General features: G+C 70.0%; 19 protein-coding genes and 1 pseudogene. 12 read left to right on the top strand and 8 right to left on the bottom strand.

Annotated elements, in window-relative coordinates:
• Positions 1–22: 22 nt before the first annotated feature.
• On the top strand, positions 23–1342 hold the full coding sequence (locus tag QRX60_RS00795) for an MFS transporter (RefSeq protein WP_285998867.1): 1320 nt from the start codon (positions 23–25) through the stop codon (positions 1340–1342).
• Here the strand turns inward: QRX60_RS00795 and QRX60_RS00790 are convergent.
• On the bottom strand, positions 1330–2175 hold the full coding sequence (locus QRX60_RS00790; protein ID WP_285998866.1) for a VOC family protein: 846 nt from the start codon (positions 2173–2175) through the stop codon (positions 1330–1332). The genes QRX60_RS00795 and QRX60_RS00790 overlap by 13 nt on opposite strands.
• Positions 2176–2285: 110 nt before the next feature.
• On the opposite strand from QRX60_RS00790, the gene QRX60_RS00785 reads away from it, so the two are divergent.
• Entirely contained in the window at positions 2286–3098 is an 813-nt protein-coding gene (locus QRX60_RS00785; RefSeq protein ID WP_285998865.1) for a class I SAM-dependent methyltransferase, read from the top strand.
• Here QRX60_RS00785 and QRX60_RS00780 read toward each other — a convergent pair.
• Positions 3035–3670, bottom strand: coding sequence for a PadR family transcriptional regulator (locus QRX60_RS00780; protein WP_285998864.1), 636 nt, complete (start codon positions 3668–3670; stop codon positions 3035–3037). The two genes, QRX60_RS00785 and QRX60_RS00780, sit on opposite strands and share 64 nt — an antisense overlap.
• A 153-nt stretch (positions 3671–3823) precedes the next feature.
• Here QRX60_RS00780 and QRX60_RS00775 point away from each other — a divergent pair, with 153 nt between their 5' ends.
• A complete protein-coding gene (locus tag QRX60_RS00775; protein WP_285998863.1) occupies positions 3824–4309 on the top strand; it encodes an Lrp/AsnC family transcriptional regulator in 486 nt (161 codons plus the stop codon).
• Between the two features lie 108 nt (positions 4310–4417).
• Positions 4418–6721, top strand: coding sequence for a transketolase-like TK C-terminal-containing protein (locus tag QRX60_RS00770; RefSeq protein ID WP_285998862.1), 2304 nt, complete (start codon positions 4418–4420; stop codon positions 6719–6721).
• On the opposite strand, the gene QRX60_RS00765 is transcribed toward QRX60_RS00770, so the two are convergent.
• The gene (locus tag QRX60_RS00765) at positions 6714–7307 is read right to left on the bottom strand and encodes a CpaB family protein (protein WP_285998861.1); all 594 of its coding nucleotides are present in this window, start codon (positions 7305–7307) and stop codon (positions 6714–6716) included. The genes QRX60_RS00770 and QRX60_RS00765 overlap by 8 nt on opposite strands.
• 179 nt (positions 7308–7486) lie before the next feature.
• On the opposite strand from QRX60_RS00765, the gene rlmN reads away from it, so the two are divergent.
• Both rlmN and QRX60_RS00755 read left to right on the top strand, forming a co-directional pair.
• On the top strand, positions 7487–8593 hold the full coding sequence (gene rlmN / locus QRX60_RS00760; protein ID WP_285998860.1) for a 23S rRNA (adenine(2503)-C(2))-methyltransferase RlmN: 1107 nt from the start codon (positions 7487–7489) through the stop codon (positions 8591–8593).
• 38 nt (positions 8594–8631) lie between these two features.
• Positions 8632–8898 carry a hypothetical protein gene (locus QRX60_RS00755; protein WP_286003464.1) on the top strand — a complete coding sequence of 89 codons (267 nt, stop codon included), beginning with the start codon at positions 8632–8634 and terminating at the stop codon, positions 8896–8898.
• Between the two features lie 8 nt (positions 8899–8906).
• Here QRX60_RS00755 and QRX60_RS00750 read toward each other — a convergent pair whose 3' ends face one another.
• Positions 8907–10577 (bottom strand): DUF2079 domain-containing protein, encoded by a 1671-nt coding sequence (locus QRX60_RS00750; RefSeq protein WP_285998859.1) that lies wholly within the window; start codon positions 10575–10577, stop codon positions 8907–8909.
• A 334-nt stretch (positions 10578–10911) separates the two neighbouring features.
• On the opposite strand from QRX60_RS00750, the gene QRX60_RS00745 reads away from it, so the two are divergent.
• The 4 genes and pseudogenes from QRX60_RS00745 to QRX60_RS00730 all read left to right on the top strand — a co-directional run bounded on the left by QRX60_RS00745 (position 10912) and on the right by QRX60_RS00730 (position 18692).
• The gene (locus tag QRX60_RS00745) at positions 10912–17217 is read left to right on the top strand and encodes a PA14 domain-containing protein (protein WP_285998858.1); all 6306 of its coding nucleotides are present in this window, start codon (positions 10912–10914) and stop codon (positions 17215–17217) included.
• Positions 17192–17620 (top strand): hypothetical protein, encoded by a 429-nt coding sequence (locus tag QRX60_RS00740; protein WP_285998857.1) that lies wholly within the window; start codon positions 17192–17194, stop codon positions 17618–17620. The genes QRX60_RS00745 and QRX60_RS00740 overlap by 26 nt, the downstream gene beginning before the upstream one ends.
• Positions 17621–17808: 188 nt before the next feature.
• Positions 17809–18381: pseudogene (locus tag QRX60_RS00735) on the top strand (radical SAM protein); the annotation flags it as partial.
• Positions 18382–18416: 35 nt separating this feature from the next.
• Positions 18417–18692, top strand: coding sequence for a hypothetical protein (locus QRX60_RS00730; RefSeq protein ID WP_456298881.1), 276 nt, complete (start codon positions 18417–18419; stop codon positions 18690–18692).
• 40 nt (positions 18693–18732) lie between these two features.
• On the opposite strand, the gene QRX60_RS00725 is transcribed toward QRX60_RS00730, so the two are convergent.
• Positions 18733–19302, bottom strand: coding sequence for a TetR/AcrR family transcriptional regulator (locus QRX60_RS00725; RefSeq protein WP_285998856.1), 570 nt, complete (start codon positions 19300–19302; stop codon positions 18733–18735).
• A gap of 93 nt (positions 19303–19395) precedes the next feature.
• Between QRX60_RS00725 and QRX60_RS00720 the strand changes: the two genes are divergently transcribed.
• Complete coding sequence (locus tag QRX60_RS00720; protein WP_285998855.1) at positions 19396–20352, top strand: NADP-dependent oxidoreductase; 957 nt, start codon at positions 19396–19398, stop codon at positions 20350–20352.
• A 242-nt stretch (positions 20353–20594) separates the two neighbouring features.
• Positions 20595–20909, top strand: a complete 315-nt coding sequence (locus tag QRX60_RS00715) for a hypothetical protein (protein ID WP_285998854.1) — start codon at positions 20595–20597, stop codon at positions 20907–20909.
• Between the two features lie 51 nt (positions 20910–20960).
• Here the strand turns inward: QRX60_RS00715 and QRX60_RS00710 are convergent, their stop codons facing one another.
• The 3 genes from QRX60_RS00710 to QRX60_RS00700 form a co-directional block, all read right to left on the bottom strand.
• Positions 20961–21863, bottom strand: coding sequence for an intradiol ring-cleavage dioxygenase (locus QRX60_RS00710; protein WP_285998853.1), 903 nt, complete (start codon positions 21861–21863; stop codon positions 20961–20963).
• A 123-nt stretch (positions 21864–21986) separates the two neighbouring features.
• Entirely contained in the window at positions 21987–22784 is a 798-nt protein-coding gene (locus QRX60_RS00705; RefSeq protein WP_285998852.1) for a dimethylarginine dimethylaminohydrolase family protein, read from the bottom strand.
• Positions 22785–22911: 127 nt separating this feature from the next.
• Entirely contained in the window at positions 22912–23394 is a 483-nt protein-coding gene (locus QRX60_RS00700) for a hypothetical protein (RefSeq protein WP_285998851.1), read from the bottom strand.
• Positions 23395–23547: the final 153 nt, after the last annotated feature.

Genomic DNA, 23547 nt, shown 5'->3' with positions numbered 1-23547 from the left:
TTCGGCGGGTTTGACTCGGGGCATGCTCACCGAAACCCGCTCCCGGTTCGCGCTCGCCGCCGTCTGCCTGGGCTTCGTGATGATCACGCTCGACGCGACCATCGTGAACCTGGCCCTCCCCGCGATCGGCGCCGACTTCGGCGAGCCGTCGACGGCGGCGCTGCAGTGGGTCGTCGACGCCTACACCGTCACGCTCGCCGCGTTCCTGCTCACCTGGGGCGCCGCCGGGGACCGATGGGGCTCGCGCCGGGTCTTCGAAACGGGTGTCGCCGTGTTCGTCGTCGCGTCCATCGCCTGCGCGCTGGCCGGTTCGGCGACCTGGCTGATCGCCGCGCGGGCGGTGCAGGGCGCGGGCGCCGCTGCGCTGCTGCCGTCGTCCCTCGCGCTGATCGTCCACCAGTTCCCGGACGCGCGGGAGCGCGCGCGTGCGCTGGGCGTGTGGGGCGGTATGAGTGGCGTCGGGCTGGCGGCCGGGCCGATGCTCGGCGGGCTCGCGGTCGGCCTCGCCGACTGGCGGCTCGTCTTCGCCGTCAACGTCCCGGTCGGCATCGTCGCGATCGTCCTGACGCGGCGCGCGGTCGCGGAACCGCCCCGGCACGAGACGACCCGCCTCGACCTCGCCGGCCAGGTCTCCGGCACGGCATCGCTCGCGGGGTTCGTCGCCGGGTTCATCGAGTCCGGGCACGCCGGCTGGTCCGCGCCCGGGACCCTCGCGCTGCTCGGCGGGGGAGTGGTGGCCGGCGTGGTGTTCGTGGCGGTCGAGAAGCGCGTCCCGGATCCCGTGCTCCCGCTCGGGATCCTGAAGGTCCGGAACTTCGCGGTGGCGACCGGGATCGGCGGCCTGTTCAACTTCTGCCTCTACGGCACGCTCTTCTGCCTCGCGCTGTACCTGCAGCGTGCCTGGTCGCTCGGCGCGCTCGCCGCCGGGTTCGCCCTGGTGCCGCTGACGGTGGTGGTCGGGCTCAACGCTTTCTTCAGCGGCCGCCTGACCGGGCGTGCCGGCCCGCGCGTCCCGATGGTCGCGGGTGCGCTGGCCGGGCTCGTCGGCTCAGCGGGCTTCGCGCTGCTGCCCGCGGACCGCGCGCTCGTGCCGTTCGCCGTGGCCTCGGTCGTGTTCGGCTGCTGTTCGCTGGCCATGCCCGCGATGACGTCACTGGCGATGAATTCCTTGCCGGGCAAGGCCGGACTGGCCGCGGGCGTGCTCAACGCGTCCCGCCAGACCGGCGGCGCGATCGGGGTCGCGCTCGTCGGCGCGCTGTTGCCCGCCACCGGGATGTGGCTGGTGGCGGGCGGGTACGCGCTCGTCGCCGGGCTGGCGTTGGCCGAGCGTCAGTCGTCGTAGGGGTCGTCGACCTCGGCGCGGCCCCAGTCCTCAGACACGCGCGAGTGGTCGATCACCGCGAAGACGGCGCCTTCGGGATCGGCGAGGATCGACATCCGGCCGAACGGCGTGTCGTAGGGCTGGATCACCACGGTGCCGCCGTTCATCAGCGCTTCGCCGGCGACCGCGTCGACCCCGCGCGCCGGGTCGATGTCGAAGTAGACGAGCCAGTGCGGCGGGGTGTCGAGGCTGTACTCCGAGCCCATCACGTACCGGTACAGCACCGGCTCGTGCTCGATGAGCCATTCGACGTAGTCCAGCGATTCGCCGTCGCCGATCTGGTGGCTCCCGTAGGTGAAGAGCTTGGTGTAGAAGTGATCCGCCGCGACGCCGTCGTGGGTGTTGAGGTCCGCGCCGCTGAAGGTGTTGGGGATCCCGGTGACGAACTGCCAGTCCGGTGGCACCTCCCAGAACACCACCGGCGCGCCGCACGCGTCGTAGGCGTGCAGGATCGTGCCGCGCTGCGGGATCGGCATCGGGCCGAGCGTCAGCTTTCCGCCGAGGTGCTCCACCCATTCGGCCGCGCTCGCGGTGTGCGGCACGGACAGGTGCGGCATCCAGCCCAGTGGCGCGCCCTGGGCGGCGCGGTAGAGACCGCCCACCGGGACGGTGTCGAGCGTCGCGATGGCGTACCGGCCGTCGGACGTCGCCGGGTCGCGCTGAGTGGTGTAGGTCCAGCCGAAGAGGGCACCGTAGAATCTTTCCGCCACGGCCTGCTCGCGGCAGGCCAGCTCGATCCAGCACGGAATTCCGGCCGGGACCGGGGATGGGGTGGTGGACGGGTCGATCGCCATGGGTGCTCCTCCCGAGACCCACCGAATTCTAGGCGTGATCCGTAAGTTTTCCGCCAAGATTCGACGCCGGAAAGTCACCGGCGGCGGTGAAGGCCCCGGAAGGAGCAGCGGTGCGGTGGTCGTCCCGGCGCGCGGAGGTCGTGCCGAGTCCGAACATCTGGTACTACCAGGCCGATTACGAGCTGGAGAACCGGGCGCAGGACCGCGGCGGCGAGATCTGGCGAGTGCTGCGCGAGGAGGGCGACTGGGCCGGCCGGGACGTGCTGGACGTCGGCTGCGGCGACGGGTTCCACTTGCCGCGCTTCGCCCGGGACGCGCGCTCGGTGCTCGGGGTGGAGCCGCACGAGCCGCTCGTGCGAAGCGCGCTCGAGCGCGTGAAGGGTCTGCCGAACGTGGACGTCCGGAGGGGCCGGGCCCAGCGGCTGCCGGTCCGCAGCGCGAGCGTCGACGTCGTCCACGCGCGCACGGCGTACTTCTTCGGGCCCGGCTGCGAGCCCGGGCTGGCGGAGGCCGAGCGGGTGCTGCGGCCGGGCGGGGTGTTCCTGATCGTCGACCTCGACGTGACCAGTGAGCCCTACGGCACCTGGATGCGCGCCGACCTACCGCACTACGACCCCGCCGCCGTCGAACGGTTCTTCGCCCGGGCCGGCTTCGGCTGCCGGCGGGTCGCCACCGAGTGGCGGTTCGACACGGTGGGCGACCTCGAAGCGGTGCTGAAGATCGAGTTCAGCAAGCGAGTCGCCGAACAGGCGATCGCGGAGTCGGTGCAGCGTAATGGGAATCGCGCGCACGACCTGACGTTGCCGGTGGGCTACCGCGTCCACACGCGGGTCAAGCCCACCGGCCTCGTCCTGCCAGGTCACTCGGCTGTCTCTTCCGAAGAAGCCGAGGACTCGTCCTCGTCTTCGCCGAGGATGCCGTAGAGCGAGCGCCGGGCGTCGTTGAGCACGTCGGCCGCGCGGGCCTGCTGGCTCTCGGTGCCCGCCCGCATGATCTGCACGACGGCGGCGGCCAGGTTCTTGCCCGCCTTGGCGAGCCCGATCTCGCCGGGTTCGACGTCCTGCGCGATCTGCTCCCACGGCGGGGTGCTGTCCTGCTCCTCAGCGGCGGTGCGGCCGGCGTCGGTCAGCTCGAAGAGCTTCTTGCCGTGCTCGTCCTTGCCGATGACCAGGCCTTCGTCGGCCAGCAGCTGCAGTGTCGGGTAGACCGAGCCGGGGCTCGGCCGCCAGAAGCCGCCGGAGCGCTCGCCGATTTCGCGGATGATCTCGTAGCCGTGCCGGGGCTGCTCGGCGAGCAGCGCCAGGATCGCGGCGCGGACGTCACCGCGGCGGCTGCGCCGTCCGCCGTGACCCCGCCGGCCCGGTCCGTGACCCCGGCCGCGTCCGCCGCGCGGGCCGAAGCCCGGGGGGAAGTCGCCGAAGCCACCGAAGGGTGCGCGCCCACGTTCCTGGGCGAAGGGGTGATCTTGGGTGAAGGGGTGTCGTTGCCTACGCATGTCGGTGTTCCTTTCTCGAACGGTTGCGACACGTTCACGATATATCGGAAACAGTCGGAAGGCAACTTCGGTTCCGTGGCCGGGCGCTCACCGGGCACGCCCCTGGTGGTCCCGATCGGCAGGCGGCGGTACCTGGGCTGAGAAGATCGGCGCGTGCCGGACACCATCGACGAGATCGACGCGCGCCTGCTCCAGGCGCTGGGGGAGGACCCCCGGTCCACCGCGGTCGCGCTGGCCGAGCGGCTGGGCCTGTCCCGCAACACGGTGCAGGCCCGGCTCGCGCGGCTGGAGCAGCGCGGCGTGCTCGGGTCGTTCGAGCGCCGCATCGACCCGGCCCGGCTGGGCTACCCGCTGCGGGCGTTCGTCAACGCCCAGGTCGACCAGCGGCGGCTGGCGGAGATCGCCGACGCGCTGGCCGAGATCCCGGAGGTCACCGAGGTGTGTGGGCTGACCGGGGCGAGCGACCTGATGGTGCAGGTGGTCGCCGTCGACGCCGACGACCTCTACCGCGTCGCCGGGCACATCCTGGCCTCGCCCGGGGTTGAGCGGACGAACATCTCGCTCGTCATGCGCGAGCTCGTCCCGTACCGCTTGGCGCCCCTGCTCGAGCGCGTGCATTCTGCGCACCCGGAGACCTGAGCCGTCCGCCTGCGGTGTGCATTCTGCGCACTTCCGGCGACATCGGTTGTGCGTTGCGTCCACCAGTGCTGTCCTTGGGGGCGCTTCCTGCACGAAAGGGTGTCGACGATGACTCAGGCCTCCGCGACCGATCGGGAGACGGGCACACTCGCCGCGATCGAACGGCGGGTGCTGTGGCTCGCCACCGCGATCGTGCACCAGGCCAACCGCGTCCGGCCCAACCCGTCCGGGCTCAAGGTCGGCGGGCACCAGGCGTCGTGCGCGTCGCTGGTCTCGATCATGACGTCGCTGTGGTTCCGGCACCTGCGCCCCGAGGACCGTGTCTCGGTGAAGCCGCACGCGTCGCCGGTGCTCCACGCGATCAACTACCTGCTCGGCGAGCTCGACGAGGCCTACCTGCCGACGCTGCGCGAGTTCGGCGGCCTGCAGAGCTACCCGAGCCGCGCCAAGGACCCCGACCCCGTCGACTACTCGACCGGCTCGGTCGGCATCGGCGCCACCGCGCCGATCTGGGGCGCGCTGGCCCGCCGCTACCTGACCACCCGGGGCTCGTCGGCCGGCACCGGCCGGCAGTACTCGCTGGTCGGCGACGCCGAACTGGACGAGGGCGCGATCTGGGAGGCCATCCTCGACCCGGGTGTCGCGGAGCTCGGCGAGATCGTCTGGATCGTCGACCTCAACCGCCAGTCGCTCGACCGCGTCGTGCCGAACATCGCGGCCGGGCGGCTGCAGGGCATGTTCGACGCGGCCGGCTGGCAGGTGCTGACGCTGAAGTACGGGCGGCTGCTGGAGGAGCTGTTCACCCGGCCCGGCGGCGCGGAGCTGCGGGCCCGCATCGACGCGATGCCGAACCCCGAGTACCAGCGGCTGCTGCGGTGCGACGCCGCCCAGCTGCGCGACCGGCTGCCGGCGGGCAACGCCGCGCTGGCCGCGTTGGTGGCTTCGCTGGACGACGAGACTCTGCTGGCCGCGATCCGGAACCTCGGCGGCCACGACCTCGGGTCGCTGGACGAGGTCTTCGCGTCCATTTCGGACAGTCGCCCGACGGTGATCTTCTGCTACACCGTCAAGGGGCGCGGGCTTCCGACGCAGGGACATCCGCAGAACCACTCGTCGCTGCTGACCGTGGCGCAGATGGAGGAGCTGGCTTCCTCCTTGGGGACGGACCTCGCTTCGCCGTGGGAGGGCTTCGCATCAGGGTCGCCTGAAGCGGTCTTGTGCACTGAAGTCGCTTCGCGCCTTCGCCGTCCTGACATCCCTTCGGTGCCGTCGCTCGAGCTGCCCGTCGACATCGGGCGGACACCGTCCGGGACCGCGACGACACAGGCGGCTTTGGGACGCGTGCTGCTCGACCTGACGCGCGAAGCGCCCGAAGCGGCGAAGCGGGTCGTGACGGTCAGCCCCGACGTCAGCTCGACGACCAACCTCGGCGGCTGGGTCAACAAGGTCGGCGTCTGGTCGGCGACCGAGCGCCGCGACTGGTTCGAGGACGACCCCGAGACGATCATGCACTGGCGGGAGAAGCCGACCGGCCAGCACGTCGAGCTGGGCATCGCCGAGACGAACCTGGTGGGACTGCTGGGGGAGCTGGGCGCGACCTGGAGCCGGTGGGGCGAGCCGCTGCTGCCGATCGGCGTCATGTACGACCCGTTCGTCGAGCGCGCGCTGGAGCCGTGGTCGTTCGGCATCTACGCGGGCGGGCAGTCGATCCTGATCGGCACGCCGTCCGGCGTCACGCTCGCCCCGGAAGGCGGCGCGCACCAGTCGATCACCACGCCGTCGATCGGCATCGAGCAGCCCGGCTGCGTCAGCTACGAACCGGCGTTCGCGATCGACACCGAGTGGACGCTGCTGGCGGCGCTCGGCCGGCTCGGCAAGCCGGGCGGCACGTCGTCGTACTTCCGGCTCTCCACGCGCCCGGTCGACCAGACCCTGGCCGACGTGCCCACCGACCCGGCGGCGCGCGAACGCCGTCGCCGTCAGGCCGTCGCGGGCGCGTACCTGCTGCGCCGTGCGTCTTCCCCGGCGGTCACGCTGGCGGCGATGGGCGCGCTGGTGCCGGACACCCTGGCGGCGGCCGTGCGGCTGGCGCAGGTGGGCGTCGAGGCCGACGTCGTGTGCGTGACCAGCCCGGGCCTGCTGTTCGAGGCTCTGCAGGCCCGGTCGGGCCGGGGCGGCGCGGAGTCGTGGATCCTCGACCAGGCGTTCCCGGCTTCGCGGGCGAAGCCGCTGGTCACCGTCCTCGACGGGCACCCGCACACGCTGGCGTTCCTGGCCGGGATCAACCGGGTGCCGTCGGTCGCGCTGGGCGTCACGGGCTTCGGTCAGTCCGGGTCGCTGGAGGACGTGTACCGCCACCACGGCATCGACACGGACGCGATCATCCGGGCGGCGCTGGACGTCGTCAGCTGAAGGTCGCCGCGGCGAGCATCGCGTCCATCTTCTCGTCCCAGTCGCGGGACGACCCGTACTCGACCACGAGGATCTTGCTCGTCGGCAGCCACCACATCCGGACCTGGTTGTTCTGGGTCGCGTCCTGGCAGGTGACCTGCCATTTGCCGTACTCGGCCTTCTTGGGGCCGATCGGCTTGAAGCCGGAGTCGAGGAGATCGCTGCCGGTCGCGACGGCGGCGTCCCCGGGCGGCGACGCGGCGGTGATGCAGGTCGGGACGTCCGTGCCGGTGTACCAGCCGAAGGGCCGCTTCGCGCTGGGCAGGTTGAGGGGCGCGTTGGGGTCCGAAGCCGCTTCGCGCAGGTCCAGCAGCCGCGCGTGGCAGACGGCGCTGCCTTCGGCGACGCAGCCGTCGAGCAGGCCGTCCTGGCTCTTGTCCGTGTACCGCGTCCCGACGGGCAGGGCGACGTGCATGGTCGCCACGACGACCTGCGGCCCGGCGACCTTGGTCACGGTCGGGACGGGCTGTGCCTGACCACCGGTGGCGGTACTGCACGCGGCGGTGCCCAGCACCACCGCGACGGCCAGGATGAAACGGCTCCGCACGGGCTCACCTCTTTCGTCCGCCCTTGGACTCACGAGCGCCCCGGCCGGTTTCACCGGGCGATCGACAATCTAGCCAGGGCGGACGGCGGCGGCGCCGTCCGGTCCGCGGGTGACCTGGCGTACACCCGGCCAGGGCGGCCCGGGCAGTGGCTCGGGTCGCGTGGGACACTGGTGCGGTTATGACTGCCCTCCCGCTCGTTTTCGACGCTCCCAAGCGCGGCCTGCCGCCGCGCCACCTCGCCGACCTTTCGGTGGCCGAGCGCGCCGCCGCCGTCGCCGAGCTGGGGGAGAAGCCGTTCCGCGCGAAGCAGCTGTCGAACCACTACTTCTCGCGCCTGACGGTCGACCCGGCGGAGATGACCGACATCCCGGCGGCGTCGCGGGACCGCCTGGTCGCGGACCTGATGCCGACGTTGCTGACCGAGGTCCGCGCCCTGGCGGCCGACAACGGCGCGACCCGCAAGACGCTGTGGCGCGCCCACGACGGCACGCTCCTGGAGAGCGTCCTGATGCGCTACCCGGACCGCGCGACGCTGTGCATCTCCAGCCAGGCCGGCTGCGGTATGGCGTGCCCCTTCTGCGCGACCGGCCAGGGCGGCCTCGACCGCAACCTGTCAACGGCGGAGATCGTGGACCAGGTCCGGTCAGCCGCAGCGGTCATGCGCGACGGCACGATGCCCGGTGGGCCGGGCCGGCTGTCCAACATCGTCTTCATGGGCATGGGTGAGCCGCTGGCCAACTACAAGCGTGTGGTGGCCGCGGTCCGGCGGATCACCGATCCCGCGCCGGGTGGGCTGGGGATCGGCCAGCGGTCGGTGACGGTGTCGACGGTGGGTTTGGCGCCGGCGATTCGCAAGCTGGCGGACGAGAAGATGCAGGTGCGGCTGGCCGTTTCGCTGCACACGCCGGACGACGAGCTGCGGGACACGCTGGTGCCGGTGAACGAGCGCTGGTCGGTGGACGAGGTTCTGTCGGCTGCTCGGTACTACGCCGACACTTCCGGGCGTCGGGTGTCCATTGAGTACGCTTTGATCCGGGACATCAATGACCAGCCGTGGCGGGCGGAGTTGCTGGCGAAGCGGTTGCGGAAGCACTTGGGTCAGTTGGTGCACGTGAACGTGATTCCGTTGAATCCGACGCCGGGTTCGAAGTGGGACGCGTCGCCGAAGCCGGTGGAGCGGGAGTTCGTGCGGCTGGTCAACGCCGGCGGTGTGGCCTGTACTGTGCGGGACACTCGGGGTCAGGAGATCGCGGCCGCTTGTGGTCAGCTGGCCGCCGAAGGCTGAGTTTTCGTTTCTGCTTTTGTGATGGAGAAATTGTCGTGATGTATGCGCCGAGCCTGTTGGATCCGGCTGCGGAATCGTTGAAGCTCTCGGATTTCGGTGGCGCCACCGACGTCGCGCGTGAGGCGCGGACGTTGCTGGGTGAGCGGTTCAGTTCGGTGACGTTCATGTACGTGCTGATGCGGGCGTTCGAGGTGGAGTACAACGCGGCGCGGGATGCTTCGCGGTGGCACGAGTTCCACGGTGGACCGCGTGCGCTGTCGGACGCTGACCTCGAGGCGTTGCTGGCTCCGTGGCTTGAGCGCTGACCCGTGGTTCAGCTGATCCGGTAGAGGCGTCCGCTCTGGACGGCGAGCACTGTGAGCGGTCCGTTCATCGGGCCTGCTGTTGCCTGCCAGGCCGTGGCGCCGGGTGAGGCTGTTGTGGCTTGTCCGGCGGTGAGCGGCAGACCGGTGATGCCGCCGCCGGTGACCGTGCCGGTTTGGTCGGTGATGAGGATGCAATCCGGCTGGGTGCCGTTGATGACGGCCCAGCCGGTGGTGATGGCGCCGGCGTCGGTGGCGGGAGTGTCGAGCGCTCCGCGTGCGGTGCCGGGGCCGCCGGTGGACATCGGTTGCGCGGTCGTCAGTTCGAGGTGGCTGCCGAGTTCGGGGCCGTGGCAGCCGAGAGTGAAGGCGCTGCTGAAGGGGTAGGCACGCAACGCGTGAGCCGCGGGGGCGGCGGCGCGCTGGATGTGCAATGCCTCCAGCGCCGCGGGCGCGTCGACTCGGAGAGCGATCGCAGACAGGCTCAGCGGCGTATAGCTGCGGCGCACCTGGTCGGCCTTGCCGCCGCCGATGGCGTGCGTAACCAGGGACAGCGCGACGACCGCCACGACGAGGTAGCGTTGTGACCACTGTGGACGGTGCAGCGTGGTCAGAACGAGCAGCGCGATCGTGGCGAGCGCCGCGACCAGGACGTACCGGCTGATCAGCCCGACGTTGCCGCCGGGGACGTTCGTCGTGGTCCGGCCGAGCGCGAGCATCAAAGCCAGCGCGAAGGCGTAGCAAGCCAGACCTGCCCACCCGGCGTCAGCCGTCGGCCGGTCGGTGATCGTGTGGCGTAGCAGCAGGGCGAGCATGGCGATGGTCAGGCCGCCGGCGATGACCGCGAGGACGGCAATGTCCACCGACCACAGTCCGCCGACCGCGGCGGCGACGACGGAGAGCCGTCCGTCCGGGTCGAAGGCGGCGGTCGCCCCGGACTGCGTTCCGGCGGGCTTGGTGAGCCACCAGGCCGCGAGGATGACCATCCCGGCTGCCGCAGGGACCACGACGTGGAGCCGGGATTCCTTGCGCAGCCACGCGATGAAGGCGATCGCGAGCCAGATCGGCAACGCGGCACCGAAACTGAGACAGCCCAGCGCGGCGGCCACGTATGCGCCGATCGGGCGGCCGTGGTGAGCGCAGGCGATCGCGATCGTGCAGAACGTCACCGCGGGGACCCAGCTGATGCCGTTCGTGCTCTGCAGCCACAGTTCGGTGGCGTGGGAGCTGAACAGCAGCCAGGACATGGCCGCGGTCAGTGCCACTCGGGTCGTCGTGTTCAGGTGTCGCGGCAGCATCGTGTGCAGCGCGAACACCGCTACTGCGAGCAGGGCGATGGTCAGGACGGTCAGGACGCGGTTGTCGCCGTCGAACCACGCCGCATCGGCGTAGAACAGCAGCGACGGCACGACGAACGGCTGGTCGAGGTGGTAGGTGAAGACCTGGCCGAGCAGGAGATGGCCGTTGTCGTCCGTGATCTTCGCGAAGACGTGCCAGAAGTCGAGCAGCACGTGCATCTTCGGCGCGCGTACCGCAGCGAGAAGCGCCAGCGCAGCGGGAACGGCGGTGAACACCCACAGTGCCGAGACGCCGAGCGGCGGCGCGGAAGTCCGCCGGACCTTCGCGGTCGTGCGCGGGATCGGTGCGGTGACGTCCGGGGCGTCGAGCGCGGGCTGGGCCATGGGTCTCCTGCCGAAAGGGCGTATCGGGTCCGGCGACGGCGGGACCGGGAGCGATCGTAGCGGGTGAACTTTCGCATGCGTGCGGCGGCGACCTGGGCTTATACCGGATCAGCGATCGGTTGCCTACTGTGTGCTTCACCTCGCTTGACGGTGTAACGACGGTGTGAGGTTCCGGCGATGCAGGGTGCGGGCGAGGGGTGAGAATTCCCGACCCTGGGCAAGCCGGGCACGACGTGCGCGGAGGCCCAGCGCCATCCCGCGGCGGCAGTTGTGCTCCGCGGGCCGTTGGGGGCGGCCGCGGCGAGATGCCGGGTCGCCGGGGGAGGAACTGGTCGTGCTGCGGTTGTCGCGTCCTGTCCATCTGGTCCGCTGGGTCAGAGCACTCGTGCTCGCCCTGACGATGACTCTGCTCGTCGGCAGCACCGAAGCGATCGCGGCCCCGCCGCGGCTGGCCGAAGCGCCGAAGCCGATCGACCCGCGCGACGTCGGGTTGCTGCCCTCACCGCAGCCTGCGCCCATCGCGCCGCAGGCGCCGTCGAAGGCGGATTTCGCTGCCCAGAGCCGTCTGGACGGGGGAGCGGGCACGCATTTCGACCCGCAGCGGTCGACGCCGGTGTCGCGGTCGATGTTCACCACCGAGTACGTCAATCCGGACGGCACGCATTCGGTGCGGCAGTCGAACCAGCCGCTGAACGTGCAGGACGAGAAGGGTCAGTGGCAGCCGGTCCAGACCACCCTGGAGACCGACCCGGCGACCAAGCGCGCCGACGCCGACAACCACCCGCTGAGCCCGTCCCTGGCCACCAAGGCCAACGACGCGGCGGTGCTGCAGGTCGAGTCCGGCGGCCACACCGCCGGACTGGCCCTCGACCAGGCCGCTCCGACAGCGGCCGCGGTGAAGGGTGATTCGGTCACCTACCCTGAGGTCGCCGCCGGCACGGACCTGGACTACGAGGTCACGCCGGGTGCGGTGAAGGAGACGATCAAGCTCAAGCGCCCGCCGGCCGACGGCCGCTCGTCGTGGAAGTTCAAGCTCACCACCGGTGACCTGACGCCGAAGCTGGAAAAGAACGGCGCGGTCACCCTGGCCGACCAGGCGGGTGCGGCGAAGATCGTGCTGCCGCCGATCGAGACCTGGGACTCCGCGGGCAACGGCGAGACCGCGCCGGCGATGACCGGCGGCACCTACACCCTGGACAAAGCCGGCGCGGCCTGGTGGCTGACCGTCGCGGTCGACCCGAACTGGCTGCGCGACCCCAAGCGCGTCTACCCGGTGTCCGTCGACCCGACCTTCACCTACGGCGTCACCGAGTCGCACTCCTACCGCTCCGACGGCACCGGCTGTGACGCGTGCGGGCTGCGGATCGGCAACAGCCAGGCCAATGGTGACACTTACAACCGCAGCGTCTTCCACATGGACTACTCGCCGCTGTTCGGCAAGACCGTCGTCGGCGCGCGCATGGACCTGACCCGCAATACCAGCGTCGTCGGCTCGCTCAAGACCTGGAACGCGAACCTATACCACGCGTCGGCGTTCAACTTCAACGGTGTCGGCGGCTACATGACCAGCGCGCTGGTCGGTGACGTCGGTAGCTTCGTCGGCGAAGGCATGACCGGGTTCATCCGCGACCGGGTCAATGCCCGCGACGGTTCGGTGTTCTTCATGATGATCGGCGCGGAGAACGCCGGCACGTGGACGTACAAGAACCTCAACGCCACCCTGACCGTCGACACCGGCTCCCCGGCCCCGGCCGCGACCCTGGTCGCCCCAGCGGACGGCACGGTGTCGACGTCGCTGACCCCGACGCTGTCGGTCAACCCGGTCACCGACCCGGACGGCGAGGCCGTCAAGTACTGCTTCCGCATCGCCACCGGCGCCGACGCCAAGTCCGGTGTCGTGGTCGAGTCCGGCTGCCTGACCACGCCGACCTGGACGGTTCCGGCAGGGATCTTGCAGGACGGCGTCGCCTACACCTGGCAGGCGATGACCTACAGCGGCGCCACGACGATCACCCCGACGTGGATCGGCCACCTCAAGATCGACCAGCGGATCGGTGACCACGGCCCCTCGCCCGTGGACGACGCCGGGCCGGTGAGTGTGAACCTCGCCAACGGCAACGTGACGACGTCGCAGTCCTTGCCCACGTTCACCACGGTGGCCGGGAACGCGGGTCTGACCCTGACGTACAACTCGCAGCAGGCGGAGAACAAGGGCCTCAAGGCGTCGTATTTCGTCGACCTGTCGCACAACGGGATCATCAATGACGCGCAGCAGCCGGTGCTGGTGCGGCCCGAGCCGCAGGTCAACGTCGACTGGGGCACCGACTCGCCGTTCGCCCCCGCCCTGCCCGCGGACTGGTTCGTCGCCCGCTGGGAGGGGTTCTTCCAGGCCCCGGTCGCCGGGACCTATCAGTTCGCCGGGGTGCATGACGACGGCGGCACCGTGTGGATCAACGGCGCCAAGGTCTACGAGGTCAACAGCGCGAGCGATCTGAACTGGACCCAGACGACCGGTGTCTCGCTGACCGCGGGGCAGCGGGTGCCGATCAAGGTGGAGAACGCCGAAGCGACCGGTGCGGCGAAGATGCGGTTGTTCGTCCGCACCTCCGACAGCACCACTGTCGCCCCGCAGATCGTCCCGGCCGACTGGCTGTTCACCTCGGACCTGCCGGTGCTGCCGCAGGGCTGGACGCTCTCGGCCGACCTGGACGGTGAGGGCTCGAGCTACACCGAGGCCAAGGTCACCGACCAGAACGTCGTCCTGACCGACGCCACCGGTGCGAAGCACACCTGGACGAAGAAGAGCGTTGGTGGCTACGCACCGCCGGCCGACGAGGACGGCGTGCTCGGTGTCGATGCCGGCGGCAAGGTCACGTTGACGGACAGCGGTGACGTGTTCGTCTTCCGTGCCGACGGCAAGCTGGAGAGCCAGTCGTCGAGTGCCGACGCACGCAAGCCCGCTGCGTTGCAGTACATCTACGACGGTGTGCCTTCTCGGCTGCGGGAGATCAAGGACCCCGTTTCCCAGCGCTCGCAGGTGCTCCACTACAACCGCGCAGGCGACGACTGCTACGGCGGAGCCACGCCGCCGAGCGGGGCGCAGGCTTTGCCACCCTCGCAGATGCTCTGCCGGATCAGCTACTGGGACGACACCGAAACGCGCCTTTGGTACGTCGGGGGGAACCAGTTCGGCCGGATCGAGGACCCGGGCTCGGAGATCACGGACTACGGCTACAACGCGCAGGGTCTGCTGACGGGCATGCGGGACAGCGTCGCCAACGACTGGATCGCCGCAGATCCCGGGAACCGCAAAGCCAGCGAAGGCGACCTGACTCACACAGTCGGTTACGACACCACCGCCAAGCCGAAGGCCACCTCGGTCGTCTCCGCCGTTCCGGCCCTCGGGCAGGCCAGGCCGAGCCGCGCCTATCGCTACGACCCCGCCAACCGCCAGACGTTCACCGACATCGCCGGCCTGAACCCGGCGGCCGGGTTCTTCTCGAAGGTCACCTACGACGACGCTGACCGCACTACGTCGACCACGGACGCCGCAGGCCGGACCACTTCCCAGGAATGGTCCCCGAAGGACCTCGCTCTCTCGACCACCGACCCGGCCGGGCGCAAGTCGACGACGGTCTACGACTACGCGGACCGCCCGGTCGACTCGTACGGACCGGCGCCAGCGTCGTGCTTCTCCGGGCAGCTGCCCAGTGGTTCGTGCCCCGGCGGGATGTCACACGGCCACAGCGGCTACGACGAGGGCATCAACGGACTGGCTGTTTCGTGGTTCGGCAACGATCAGCTTTCAGGCCTGCCGAAGACCTACAGCACAGGCCTCGGCACCGCGGACGGGACGTTCGTCAAGAACTGGAACACCGACGCCCCGAACGCTGCTGTTCCCGCCGATCACTTCGGTCTCCGGGCGAGCGGTGACATCGTCTTCCCGGCCGCCGGCGACTACACCCTCCGCGTGCTCGCCGACGATGGTGTCCGGGTCTGGGTCGACGACCAGATCGTCATCGACGACTGGCGCAACACCACTCCGGCCTGGCGCCAGGGCGTAGTCCACAGCGACAGCGCGGGGCAGGCGAAACGCATCCGCGTCGACTACTACGAGTTCGACCTGACAGCGCAATTAGAGCTGCATTGGACCACGCCCACCGGCGTGCAACAGCCCGTTCCCGGCACCCAGCTCAAGCCCCGGTACGGCCTGAAGACGTCGACGACCGCCTCGGAATCGGGCGGAGTCTCGGACAAGAACGCGGTTACGCGCTTCGGTGAGAACGGCCTCGACCCGGCTTACGGCTTGGCCACGTCCGGCCAGGCTGCCCCGTCCGGCGCGAACATCACCGGCGCGGTCTCCTATGAACCGCCAGGCACCGGCTACCTCCGCAAGACGGCCAAGACCAAGGCCACCGGCGCCAAGACCGGTTACAGCTACTACGGCGACACCGAGTCGCGGGTCAATCCCTGCGCGCCCGGGACCGCCGCCTTGAACCAGGGCGGACTGCCGAAGCTGACGACCTCGCCCGCGCCGGCGTCGGGGCCGGCACGAGTGGACGAGCAGGTCTATGACGCGTCCGGCCGGGTGGTCGCCGAATCGACCGGTGGTGCCTGGACCTGCACGGTCTACGACGCCCGCGACCGGCCGCTGCGCGAGACCGTGCCCGCGAGCGCGGACGCACCGGCACGGACCGTGACGCACGACTACGCGGTCGGCGGTGACCCGCTCACGAGTTCCATCTCCGACGAGAACGGCACCGTGACCACCACGGTGGACCTCCTCGGCCGGGTCGTCGCCTACACCGACGTCAACGGGGTTCGCACCACCACCGCCTATGACCAGGCAGGGCGGACGCTGAGCTCGACGCTGACCCCGCCGTCCACCGCGGACGCCGCTCGGACGATCTCGTTCGGCTACGACGACGCGGGCCGGGTCACCACGGAAAAGCTGGATGGCGTCGTGCTCGCCACCGTGGGCTTCGACGGTGCCGGCGAACTGTCCTCCGTCACGTACGGCAACGGCACGGCGTTGACCTCGATCACCAAGGACAACGCGGCGCGCCTCCTGGCCCTCGGCTGGCGAACGGCCGACGGCAAGGACGTCGTGTCGCAGGTGACCCGTACCGCCGCCGGCACCGTCACCGACGAGTCGCTGGGTGGGGTGGACGCCAGGCCGGACGGTTCGAACTATGGCTACGACACCGCAGGACGGCTCACCGAGGCCTACGTCACCGGTCACCACTACACCTACGACTTCACGTCACCGGCTTCGGCGACCTGCCCCACCGGCACGCAGGCCGACGCGGGTCTCAACACGAACCGGATGCGGCTGCTGGACCAGACCGCTGCGGGCACCGCCGAAACCCGATACTGCTACGACGCCGCCGACCGGCTTCTCGCCACCGAAGGTGCGACGGTGCTGTCGGAGTTCGCCTACGACACCGATGGCAATACCACGAGCTGGAAGGCTGTCGACGGGACTACGACGGCGCTGCGCTGGGACGGTTCCGACCGCAACATCGGGGTCAGCACCCGTGGGCCGGTCCCCGCGCTCGTCGCCGATGTCTCCTACACCCGCGACGCGACGAACCGGATCACCCGCCGCGACCCGCGTGACTGCGACAACAACACCGTCGTCCGGTACGGCTTCACCGGGGACGGCGACACGCCGGACCTCACTTTGAGCGCCGACAGCCGGCTCACCTCGGTGTCGCTGTCCTTGCCCGGTGGTGTGCACTTCACCGCGATGGGTGCTTCGGCGAGCTCGTACGACCACCCGTCGGTTCGCGGCGATCTGGTGATGACGACCGACGCGTCCGGGCACCGGGTCGGCGAGCTGCGGACGTTCGACCCGTTCGGGCAGCCGTTGCGGTCGAACGGGGCGGTCGACTCGCAAAACGTGCCCGACAACTCGCCGGGTTCGCTGGACTACGGCTGGCTCGGGCAGTACCAGCGTGGTTACGAGCACGCCGGCGGGCTTTCGATCGTGCAGATGGGAGCGCGCCCCTACAGTCCGCTGCTCGGCCGCTTCCTCTCCGTCGATCCGGTGGACGGTGGTTCCGCGAACGACTACGACTACACCGCCGGTGACCCGGTCAACGCGATGGACCTGGACGGCAACTCCTGGTTCAGTTCCATCGTTTCCGCGGTCACGAAGGTTGCCGAGGTGGTTTCCTGGGTTCCCGGTCCGATCGGTGCCGTGGCCAGTGGGGTCGCCGCGGTCGGAAACGTCATCCAGGGCAACTGGGCGGCCGCCGCGCAGTTCGCCGCGTCGGCTCTGACCGCCGGTGCCACCAAGTACATCGCCGCGGGTGTCGCTGCAGTGGGCTTCGCCGCGAAGATCGGTTTCAAGGCGGCGAAGATCGTTCGTACCGCTGCTGCGAGCAAAGGCATGGCCGGCGGTATCCGCGCCTGGCGTGTCACGTCGAGGATCGCGGGACGGGTCTGGGTCGGCCGGGGAGCCACCCGGGTCGGCCCAGGTGGAAAGTTCCTTTTGTCGAAGAACAAACTGCGGCAGTACCGTCCGCCGAGTTACAAGAAGAAGCTCGGCAAGTATCAGTCGAACTTCCAGTGGCGTGCTACCGACAAGGGTAAGTGGAAGAACAACTACCATGTCGACCACCGACGGTGGTGGTGAGCGCGTGAAGGATCCGGAGAAGCCGATGTGGGAGTTCGACGGGCGCGTGGCGTCGATGCGCCGGGAAGGCCGCGACTGCGGGTACCTGTTCGTCACGGTCGAGGCCACTGCACCCGGATCCGCGCCGGCTTTCACCCTGGAGTTTCTGCGAGCCGGCGCCGGGGACACGTGGTACTACAGCGACCGCACCGACCCGGACGACTACGACACCATCGCCGAACTCTCCGGAGGGGAGATCGACTGGTACGGCACGTCGTACTCGGCGAGTTGGCTCTCGGAAGGCGAGGCCCGGGAGATCGAAGCGTTCTTCGACCCCGGCAAGCGTCATAAGTGCCGGCTGTTCGGGCGGGCTGACCGAACGAGCGAGGCCCGACCTCACGTGATCCCGGATCCCGGTACTTGATCGCGAGCGCGGGGCGGGCGCTTCGGCCCGCCCCGCGCTCGAGTTGAGGATCCACGCAGCAGGTCAAGCGCAGGTGCATAGTGCAGCGTCGGTGGACAGGACTGCTCCGGCTGCTGCCCGCTCGCCTGTCAGGGGCTTAGCCTCGCGATACCTTTTGGTGTATGCGCTGGTAGAGGCGTTGTAAAAGGGTGGGCATGGGTGAGCCGCTGGCCAACTACAAGCGCGTGGTGGCCGCGGTCCGGCGGATCACCGATCCCGCGCCGGGTGGGCTGGGGATCGGCCAGCGGTCGGTGACGGTGTCGACGGTGGGTTTGGCGCCGGCGATTCGCAAGCTGGCGGACGAGAAGATGCAGGTGCGGCTGGCCGTTTCGCTGCACACGCCGGACGACGAGCTGCGGGACACCTTGGTGCCGGTGAACGAGCGCTGGTCGGTGGACGAGGTTCTCTCCGCCGCCAGGTATTACGCGGACACGTCGGGCCGGCGGGTGTCGATCGAGTATGCGCTCATCCGTGACATCAATGACCAGCCGTGGCGGGCCGAGTTGCTGGCGAAGCGGTTGCGGAAGCACTTGGGTCAGTTGGTGCACGTGAACGTGATTCCGTTGAATCCGACGCCGGGTTCGAAGTGGGACGCGTCGCCGAAGCCGGTGGAGCGGGAGTTCGTGCGGCTGGTGAACGCGGGTGGTGTGGCGTGCACGGTGCGCGATACGCGGGGTCAGGAGATCGCCGCGGCTTGTGGTCAGCTGGCCGCCGAAGGCTGAGTTTTCGTTTCTGCTTTTGTGATGGAGAAATTGTCGTGATGTATGCGCCGAGCCTGTTGGATCCGGCTGCGGAATCGTTGAAGCTCGCGGACGTGTGCGGTCGCGGCGCGACGGAGGTGGCGCGTGAGGCGCGGACGTTGCTGGGTGAGCGGTTCAGTTCGGTGACGTTCATGTACGTGTTGATGCGGGCGTTCGAGGTGGAGTACAACGCGGCGCGGGATGCTTCGCGGTGGCACGAGTTCCACGGTGGACCGCGTGCGCTGTCGGACGCTGACCTCGAGGCGTTGCTGGCTCCGTGGCTTGAGCGCTGAGCAGCTTCGGCTCCCTGACGTGCTCGCCGGTTCGAGCGGCTCAGCCGGGCGGCCGGAGGCCGTCCATCAGGAGGTTCAGCAGGCGGCCGGCCTTGGCTTCCTGCTCGGGCCGGGGGGCCACGGTGAAGATGCCGATGAGGGACGCGGCGATGTCTTCGGCAGTGACGTCAGAGCGCAGGTCGCCTGCCGCGCGGCCGGCGTCGAGAATGGTGGTGATGGCCGCCAGTAGCTCGGTCCGGGTCTGTGCGTGGGCGATCTCGCCTGCGTCGATCATCGTGAGCAGCGTGTCGAGCATGCCGTTCTTGGTCGCGATCCAGTCCCCGAACAAGTCCATCCAGTGCCGCATCGCGGCCGCCGGGGGCAGCCGGTCGAGCAGTTCGCGGGCGCCGGTCGTCAGCCGCCCGACCTGGTCGCGGTAGACCGCGTCGACCAGCGACTCCCGGGTCGGGAAGTGCCGGTAGAGCGTGGCGATGCCGACGCCGGCCTCGCGGGCGATCGCGCGCATCGACGGCTCGTCAGCCGACACGAACATGCGGGTCGCCACCGCCAGCAGCTGGTCGCGGTTGCGGATCGCGTCCGCCCGTGGTTCCCGCATCTCCGCCTCGCTCAAAACGGATCACGCTCCGGTTGTGTTAGGGTTGCCCAGGTAAACGGAGCATAGTCCGTTTCGCTGCATTCCCTCACTTCAAGGAGGCAGGCGTCCATGCAGCACCAGCGTGACCAGCATTCGACGGCCAGGAGCAGGGCGGTCCAGCTCGACGCGTTCGGCGGTCCCGGAGTCCTGAACATCCGCGAGATTCCCGCTCCGCAGGCCGGTCCGGGACAGGTCCGGGTGCGGGTCACCGCGGCCGGTCTCAACCCGATGGACTGGATCATGACCGCCGACGCCGAGACCGCCGCCCGGTTCGGGTTGAGCCTCCCGGCCGGGTTCGGGACCGACTACGCGGGAGTGGTCGACCAGGTCGGTGCCGGGGTGACCGGCTTCGCACCCGGCGACCGGGTGTTCGGGGGCGCCCTGTCCCGCGCGGTCGCCGACTTCGTGGTGGTCGACCCGGCCGGGGCGGTCGCGGCGAACGAGGCCCACCACACCCCCGACGGCGTCGACGACCGCACCGCCGCCACCCTCGCGATCGCCGGCCGCACGGCATCGGCTGCCCTCGCCGCGGTGGCCCCCGGCCCGGACGACACCGTCCTGATCGGCGGCGCCGGGGGCGGGGTGGGGGTGTTCGCCGTCCAGCTGGCCCGGCTCGCGGGAGCGCGGGTGATCGGGACGGGATCGGCGGCATCGGCCGAGTTCCTGCGTGGTCTCGGAGCCGAGCCGGTCGCTTACGGCGACGGCTTGGCCGAGCGGGTCCGGGCCCTCGCTCCCGGCGGTGTCACCGCCGCCATCGACCTGCACGGGACGGAGACGCTCCACGTCGCGAGGGAGCTCGGCGTGCCGGACAGCCGCATCTGCACCATCGCCGCGCAAGTCGACGGCGTATCGGCGGCCAACGGCGCGAACGCCGCCCCCGGCGCCCTGGAGGAGATCGCCCGCCTGGTCGCGGCGGGCCGGCTCCGGGTGCCGGTCGCGGCGAGCTTCCCGATCGAGCAGATCCGCCGCGCGGCCGAGTTGCAGGCCGGCCGGCACGTGCACGGCAAGGTCGTCATCGACCTCTAGTGGACAGTGAGCCGCAGTAAGCATGGAATGCACCGTTCACCGTGGACCCAGGGACGGGCAGGAGCATGGACGAGTTTCTCGAATACGCGCGACGAGCGTATGGAGACCTGCAGAAGCCGGATTACGGATTCTTCTCCGAAGCTCTGCGGGCGCGGCCCTGGGAACCCCTCGTGGATCGGTTGCGGCAGACCCCTGCGGGTGGAGGGCTGGACCGACCGCGAGGATGACGTCAGCTCTCGTATGTGGTGCAGGTCGGCGGGAAAACGCCGGTGTGGTCGTTGTGGTTGTCGGCTGTAGGACCGTTCGCGCTGCTGGCCCGCACTCCGGTGGACGGAGAGATAGCTCGCTCCGATGTGGTCGTCGGTGTCGGACCGGAGACGCCTCCGGAGGGAGCCCGTATCATCACCTTGCTCCGGGAGGCTGGTGTCCGTTTGCTCAGCGCTGAAGAAGTCGAAACGACGGTTGTCGACTTCCTTCCGTGGGACGGGCGGTTTCCCGTGTCGTTGTTCGTTGTCCTGTTCGGCGACACTGACGTGCCGTGGTGGCACGCGTCGTAGCTCCGGTGGCTTGACCAGAGGCGGGTTCCCGCTTGCTGGGTGCCGAGGACATCACCGGGACGGTGGCTGCCCACCCGCCGGCGCGCCGCCCGAGGGTTTGGTTGTCGTGTTCACTCCGACGTTCAGCGTCACCTGGTACCCGCTCGTGACGTCTCCCGTCACCGTGGCGAGCTGCAACGCGCCGCTGTCGTCGCCGAACACGTTGTCGTTGCTCAGGCTCACCTTCTCGAGGTTCGCTACCGACTGCTCGTAGCCGGACCGGGCGTAGACCGCTTCGCACACGTTCTGCGGCAACGCGACCTGCGACGTGGCGATCGCCTGGGTGGCGTCGGTGATGCCGGCCTGGTCGGGGTACACCTCGAAGTGGATGTGCGGCCAACGGCCGTCGTAACAGGCGGGGAAGACGCTCGTGTAGCTCACCCGGCCGTCGGCGTCGGCGATCTGGACGCCGCGCAGGTAGTTCTCGTTTTCGATCCCGTCCGAATAAAGGGAGTACCGCCCGGCGCGGTCGCAGTGCCAGACGTACACGGCCACGCCGGCGAACGGTGCGCCGCCCTTGGCCAGATCCGCCACCACCAGTTCCAAGGTCATGGGCACGCCTTCGGCGGTGCCGCTGCCGGTGCCGAAACTGGACCGGATGTCACTGCGCACGACGCCGCTCTGCTCGAGCACGTCCGGTCCGTTGGAGCCGTCGCCCGGGTACGGTCCCGCCGTCTCGTCCGGGATTTCGCCGGACGCGGTCGAAGTCGACGACGACGTCGCGACACTCGAAGAACTACTGGAGCCGCTGCCGCACGCGGTCAGCACGGCGCCGGCCGCGCCGAGACCGAGGAACCGCAGCGCCCGGCGGCGGTCGAGCAGCGTCTGGACGTCGAAGCCGAGACCTTGGTCGACGACCTCGTCCCGCGGCCGGGGCAGCGGGCGGCCTTCGTAGGCCGGATGCGGGTTTTCCATGCCTTCGACCCTGCTGGAGGAAGGTAGGGGGCTCATGTGCGAGAGCTGTGCAGCGGCTTTGAAAAGGAACATTGCGGACGAACCGCGTGCCTGGCGAGGGACGCCCCTCGCCAGGCACCGCCGTCAGACCGGGTTGTCCAGCGTCAACGCCGTGCAGCGGATACCTCCGCCGCCCTTGCGGAGTTCCGTCGTGGCCAGCTCCGTCACCGCCAGCCCCAGCGACCTCAGGTCCGCCGCCAGCCGCGGGGCACCCGAGGTCATCGTCACCGTCCGGCCGTCGCTGATCAGGTTCAGCGCGAAGGCCGCTGCCTCGGCGGGAGCCACCTCGATCAGGTCCACGCCGAGTCCGCGCAGTGTGCGCAAGCTCCGCGAGTCCAAGGCGAGGGGGTGGTAAGCCAGGACCGACGGGTGGATCACCGCCACCGCCAGATCCAGGTCGTACCACCGGGAACTCGTCGTGCGGAGCGGGACGATCTCGTAGTCCAGGTGCCGCGCCAAGGTCCGGAACGCGCGGACGTCCGTGCGCTGCCCGTGGGCGGCCAGCAACACCGGCCCGCACGCCAGTGCGTCTCCCTGGCCGCTGAACGCGTAGCGCGTCGAAGCCACCTCGAACCCGTGCGCCTCCAGCCACGCCCGGTGGTGCGGGGTCTCCGCCGCGCGCTCGGGAGGCAGCGTCGCCAGCACCGCACGCTTTCCCCGGACGACCGCCGCGTTGGCCGTGTACGTCATGTCGGGGCACGACGGGTCCGCGTCCACGAACTCGATCTTGCGGCCCGCCGCCAGGTGCGCCTCCACGATGTTCTCGTGTTCGGTGATGGCGGCCTCGACGTCGGGCTGGACGCCGACGTGCATGTACGGGTTGATTTCGTAGTCGATGCGGAAGTACCGCGCGGAACACATCAGGAGCCGTTGGTGGGTCATCGTCACTCGATTCGTCGGGTGGGCGGGCGGTCCGGGACTGGCGGAGAACCCGGCCCGGGAGGCGCGCGACCGCCGACGGGATCGGCCGCGGGGCCGCGGGTCCGGCCGGATCCGGAGAGCTGCACGGTCATCGGGTCGCGTTCAGGAAGCCGATGACGACCGCGCCCCACCAGCACAGCTGGGAAACCGCCGTGGTGAGCCCGCCCTGGACGAGCAGGCGGACCGGGACCGGGCCTTCGACGAGGGCCATGCGGTTGCCCAGCACCGTCGCGCGCACGCCGTTGACGGCGAGCACACCGACGAGGCAGAGCTTCACGATCGTGGCGGCGGAACCGAGATCGGGGGAGAGCAGCGCGCCGCTCGCGACCAGGCCCGTCAACCCGCCCCAGACCAGCAGGTGCAGCCGGGAAGCGCTGTGGACGGCTTCGGCGAACGACGCGCGCCCGAACGCCCACAGGGCGAAGAAGTAGTCCGCGACCAGGACCGCGCCGAAACCCAGGATGAGGGACGCGAGGTGCGCGAACAGCGCGACGTCGTGCCATGCCGTGCTCGGCCGCAGCCGGGTCGACAGCCAGACCGCGGCGGCGAGCAGCATGATCGAAGCAGACATGGCGTAATACGCCGCGTAGCGTCGGTGAGCACCGGGCCCCGGACGCGGGGTGGGCGGGGTCCGTACCGGGATGCCGTTGTCGAGCATGACCTGTCCTTCCGGGGAAACCGTGGGGAACGGGTTCCGCCGGAACGACCGGTGCGTCCGACCTGC

The organism is Amycolatopsis mongoliensis, from assembly GCF_030285665.1.
GTDB classification, from domain to species: domain Bacteria; phylum Actinomycetota; class Actinomycetes; order Mycobacteriales; family Pseudonocardiaceae; genus Amycolatopsis; species Amycolatopsis mongoliensis.
The sequence above is the reverse complement of the archived record's forward strand: the minus strand, read 5'-3'. Positions and strand labels throughout refer to the sequence as shown.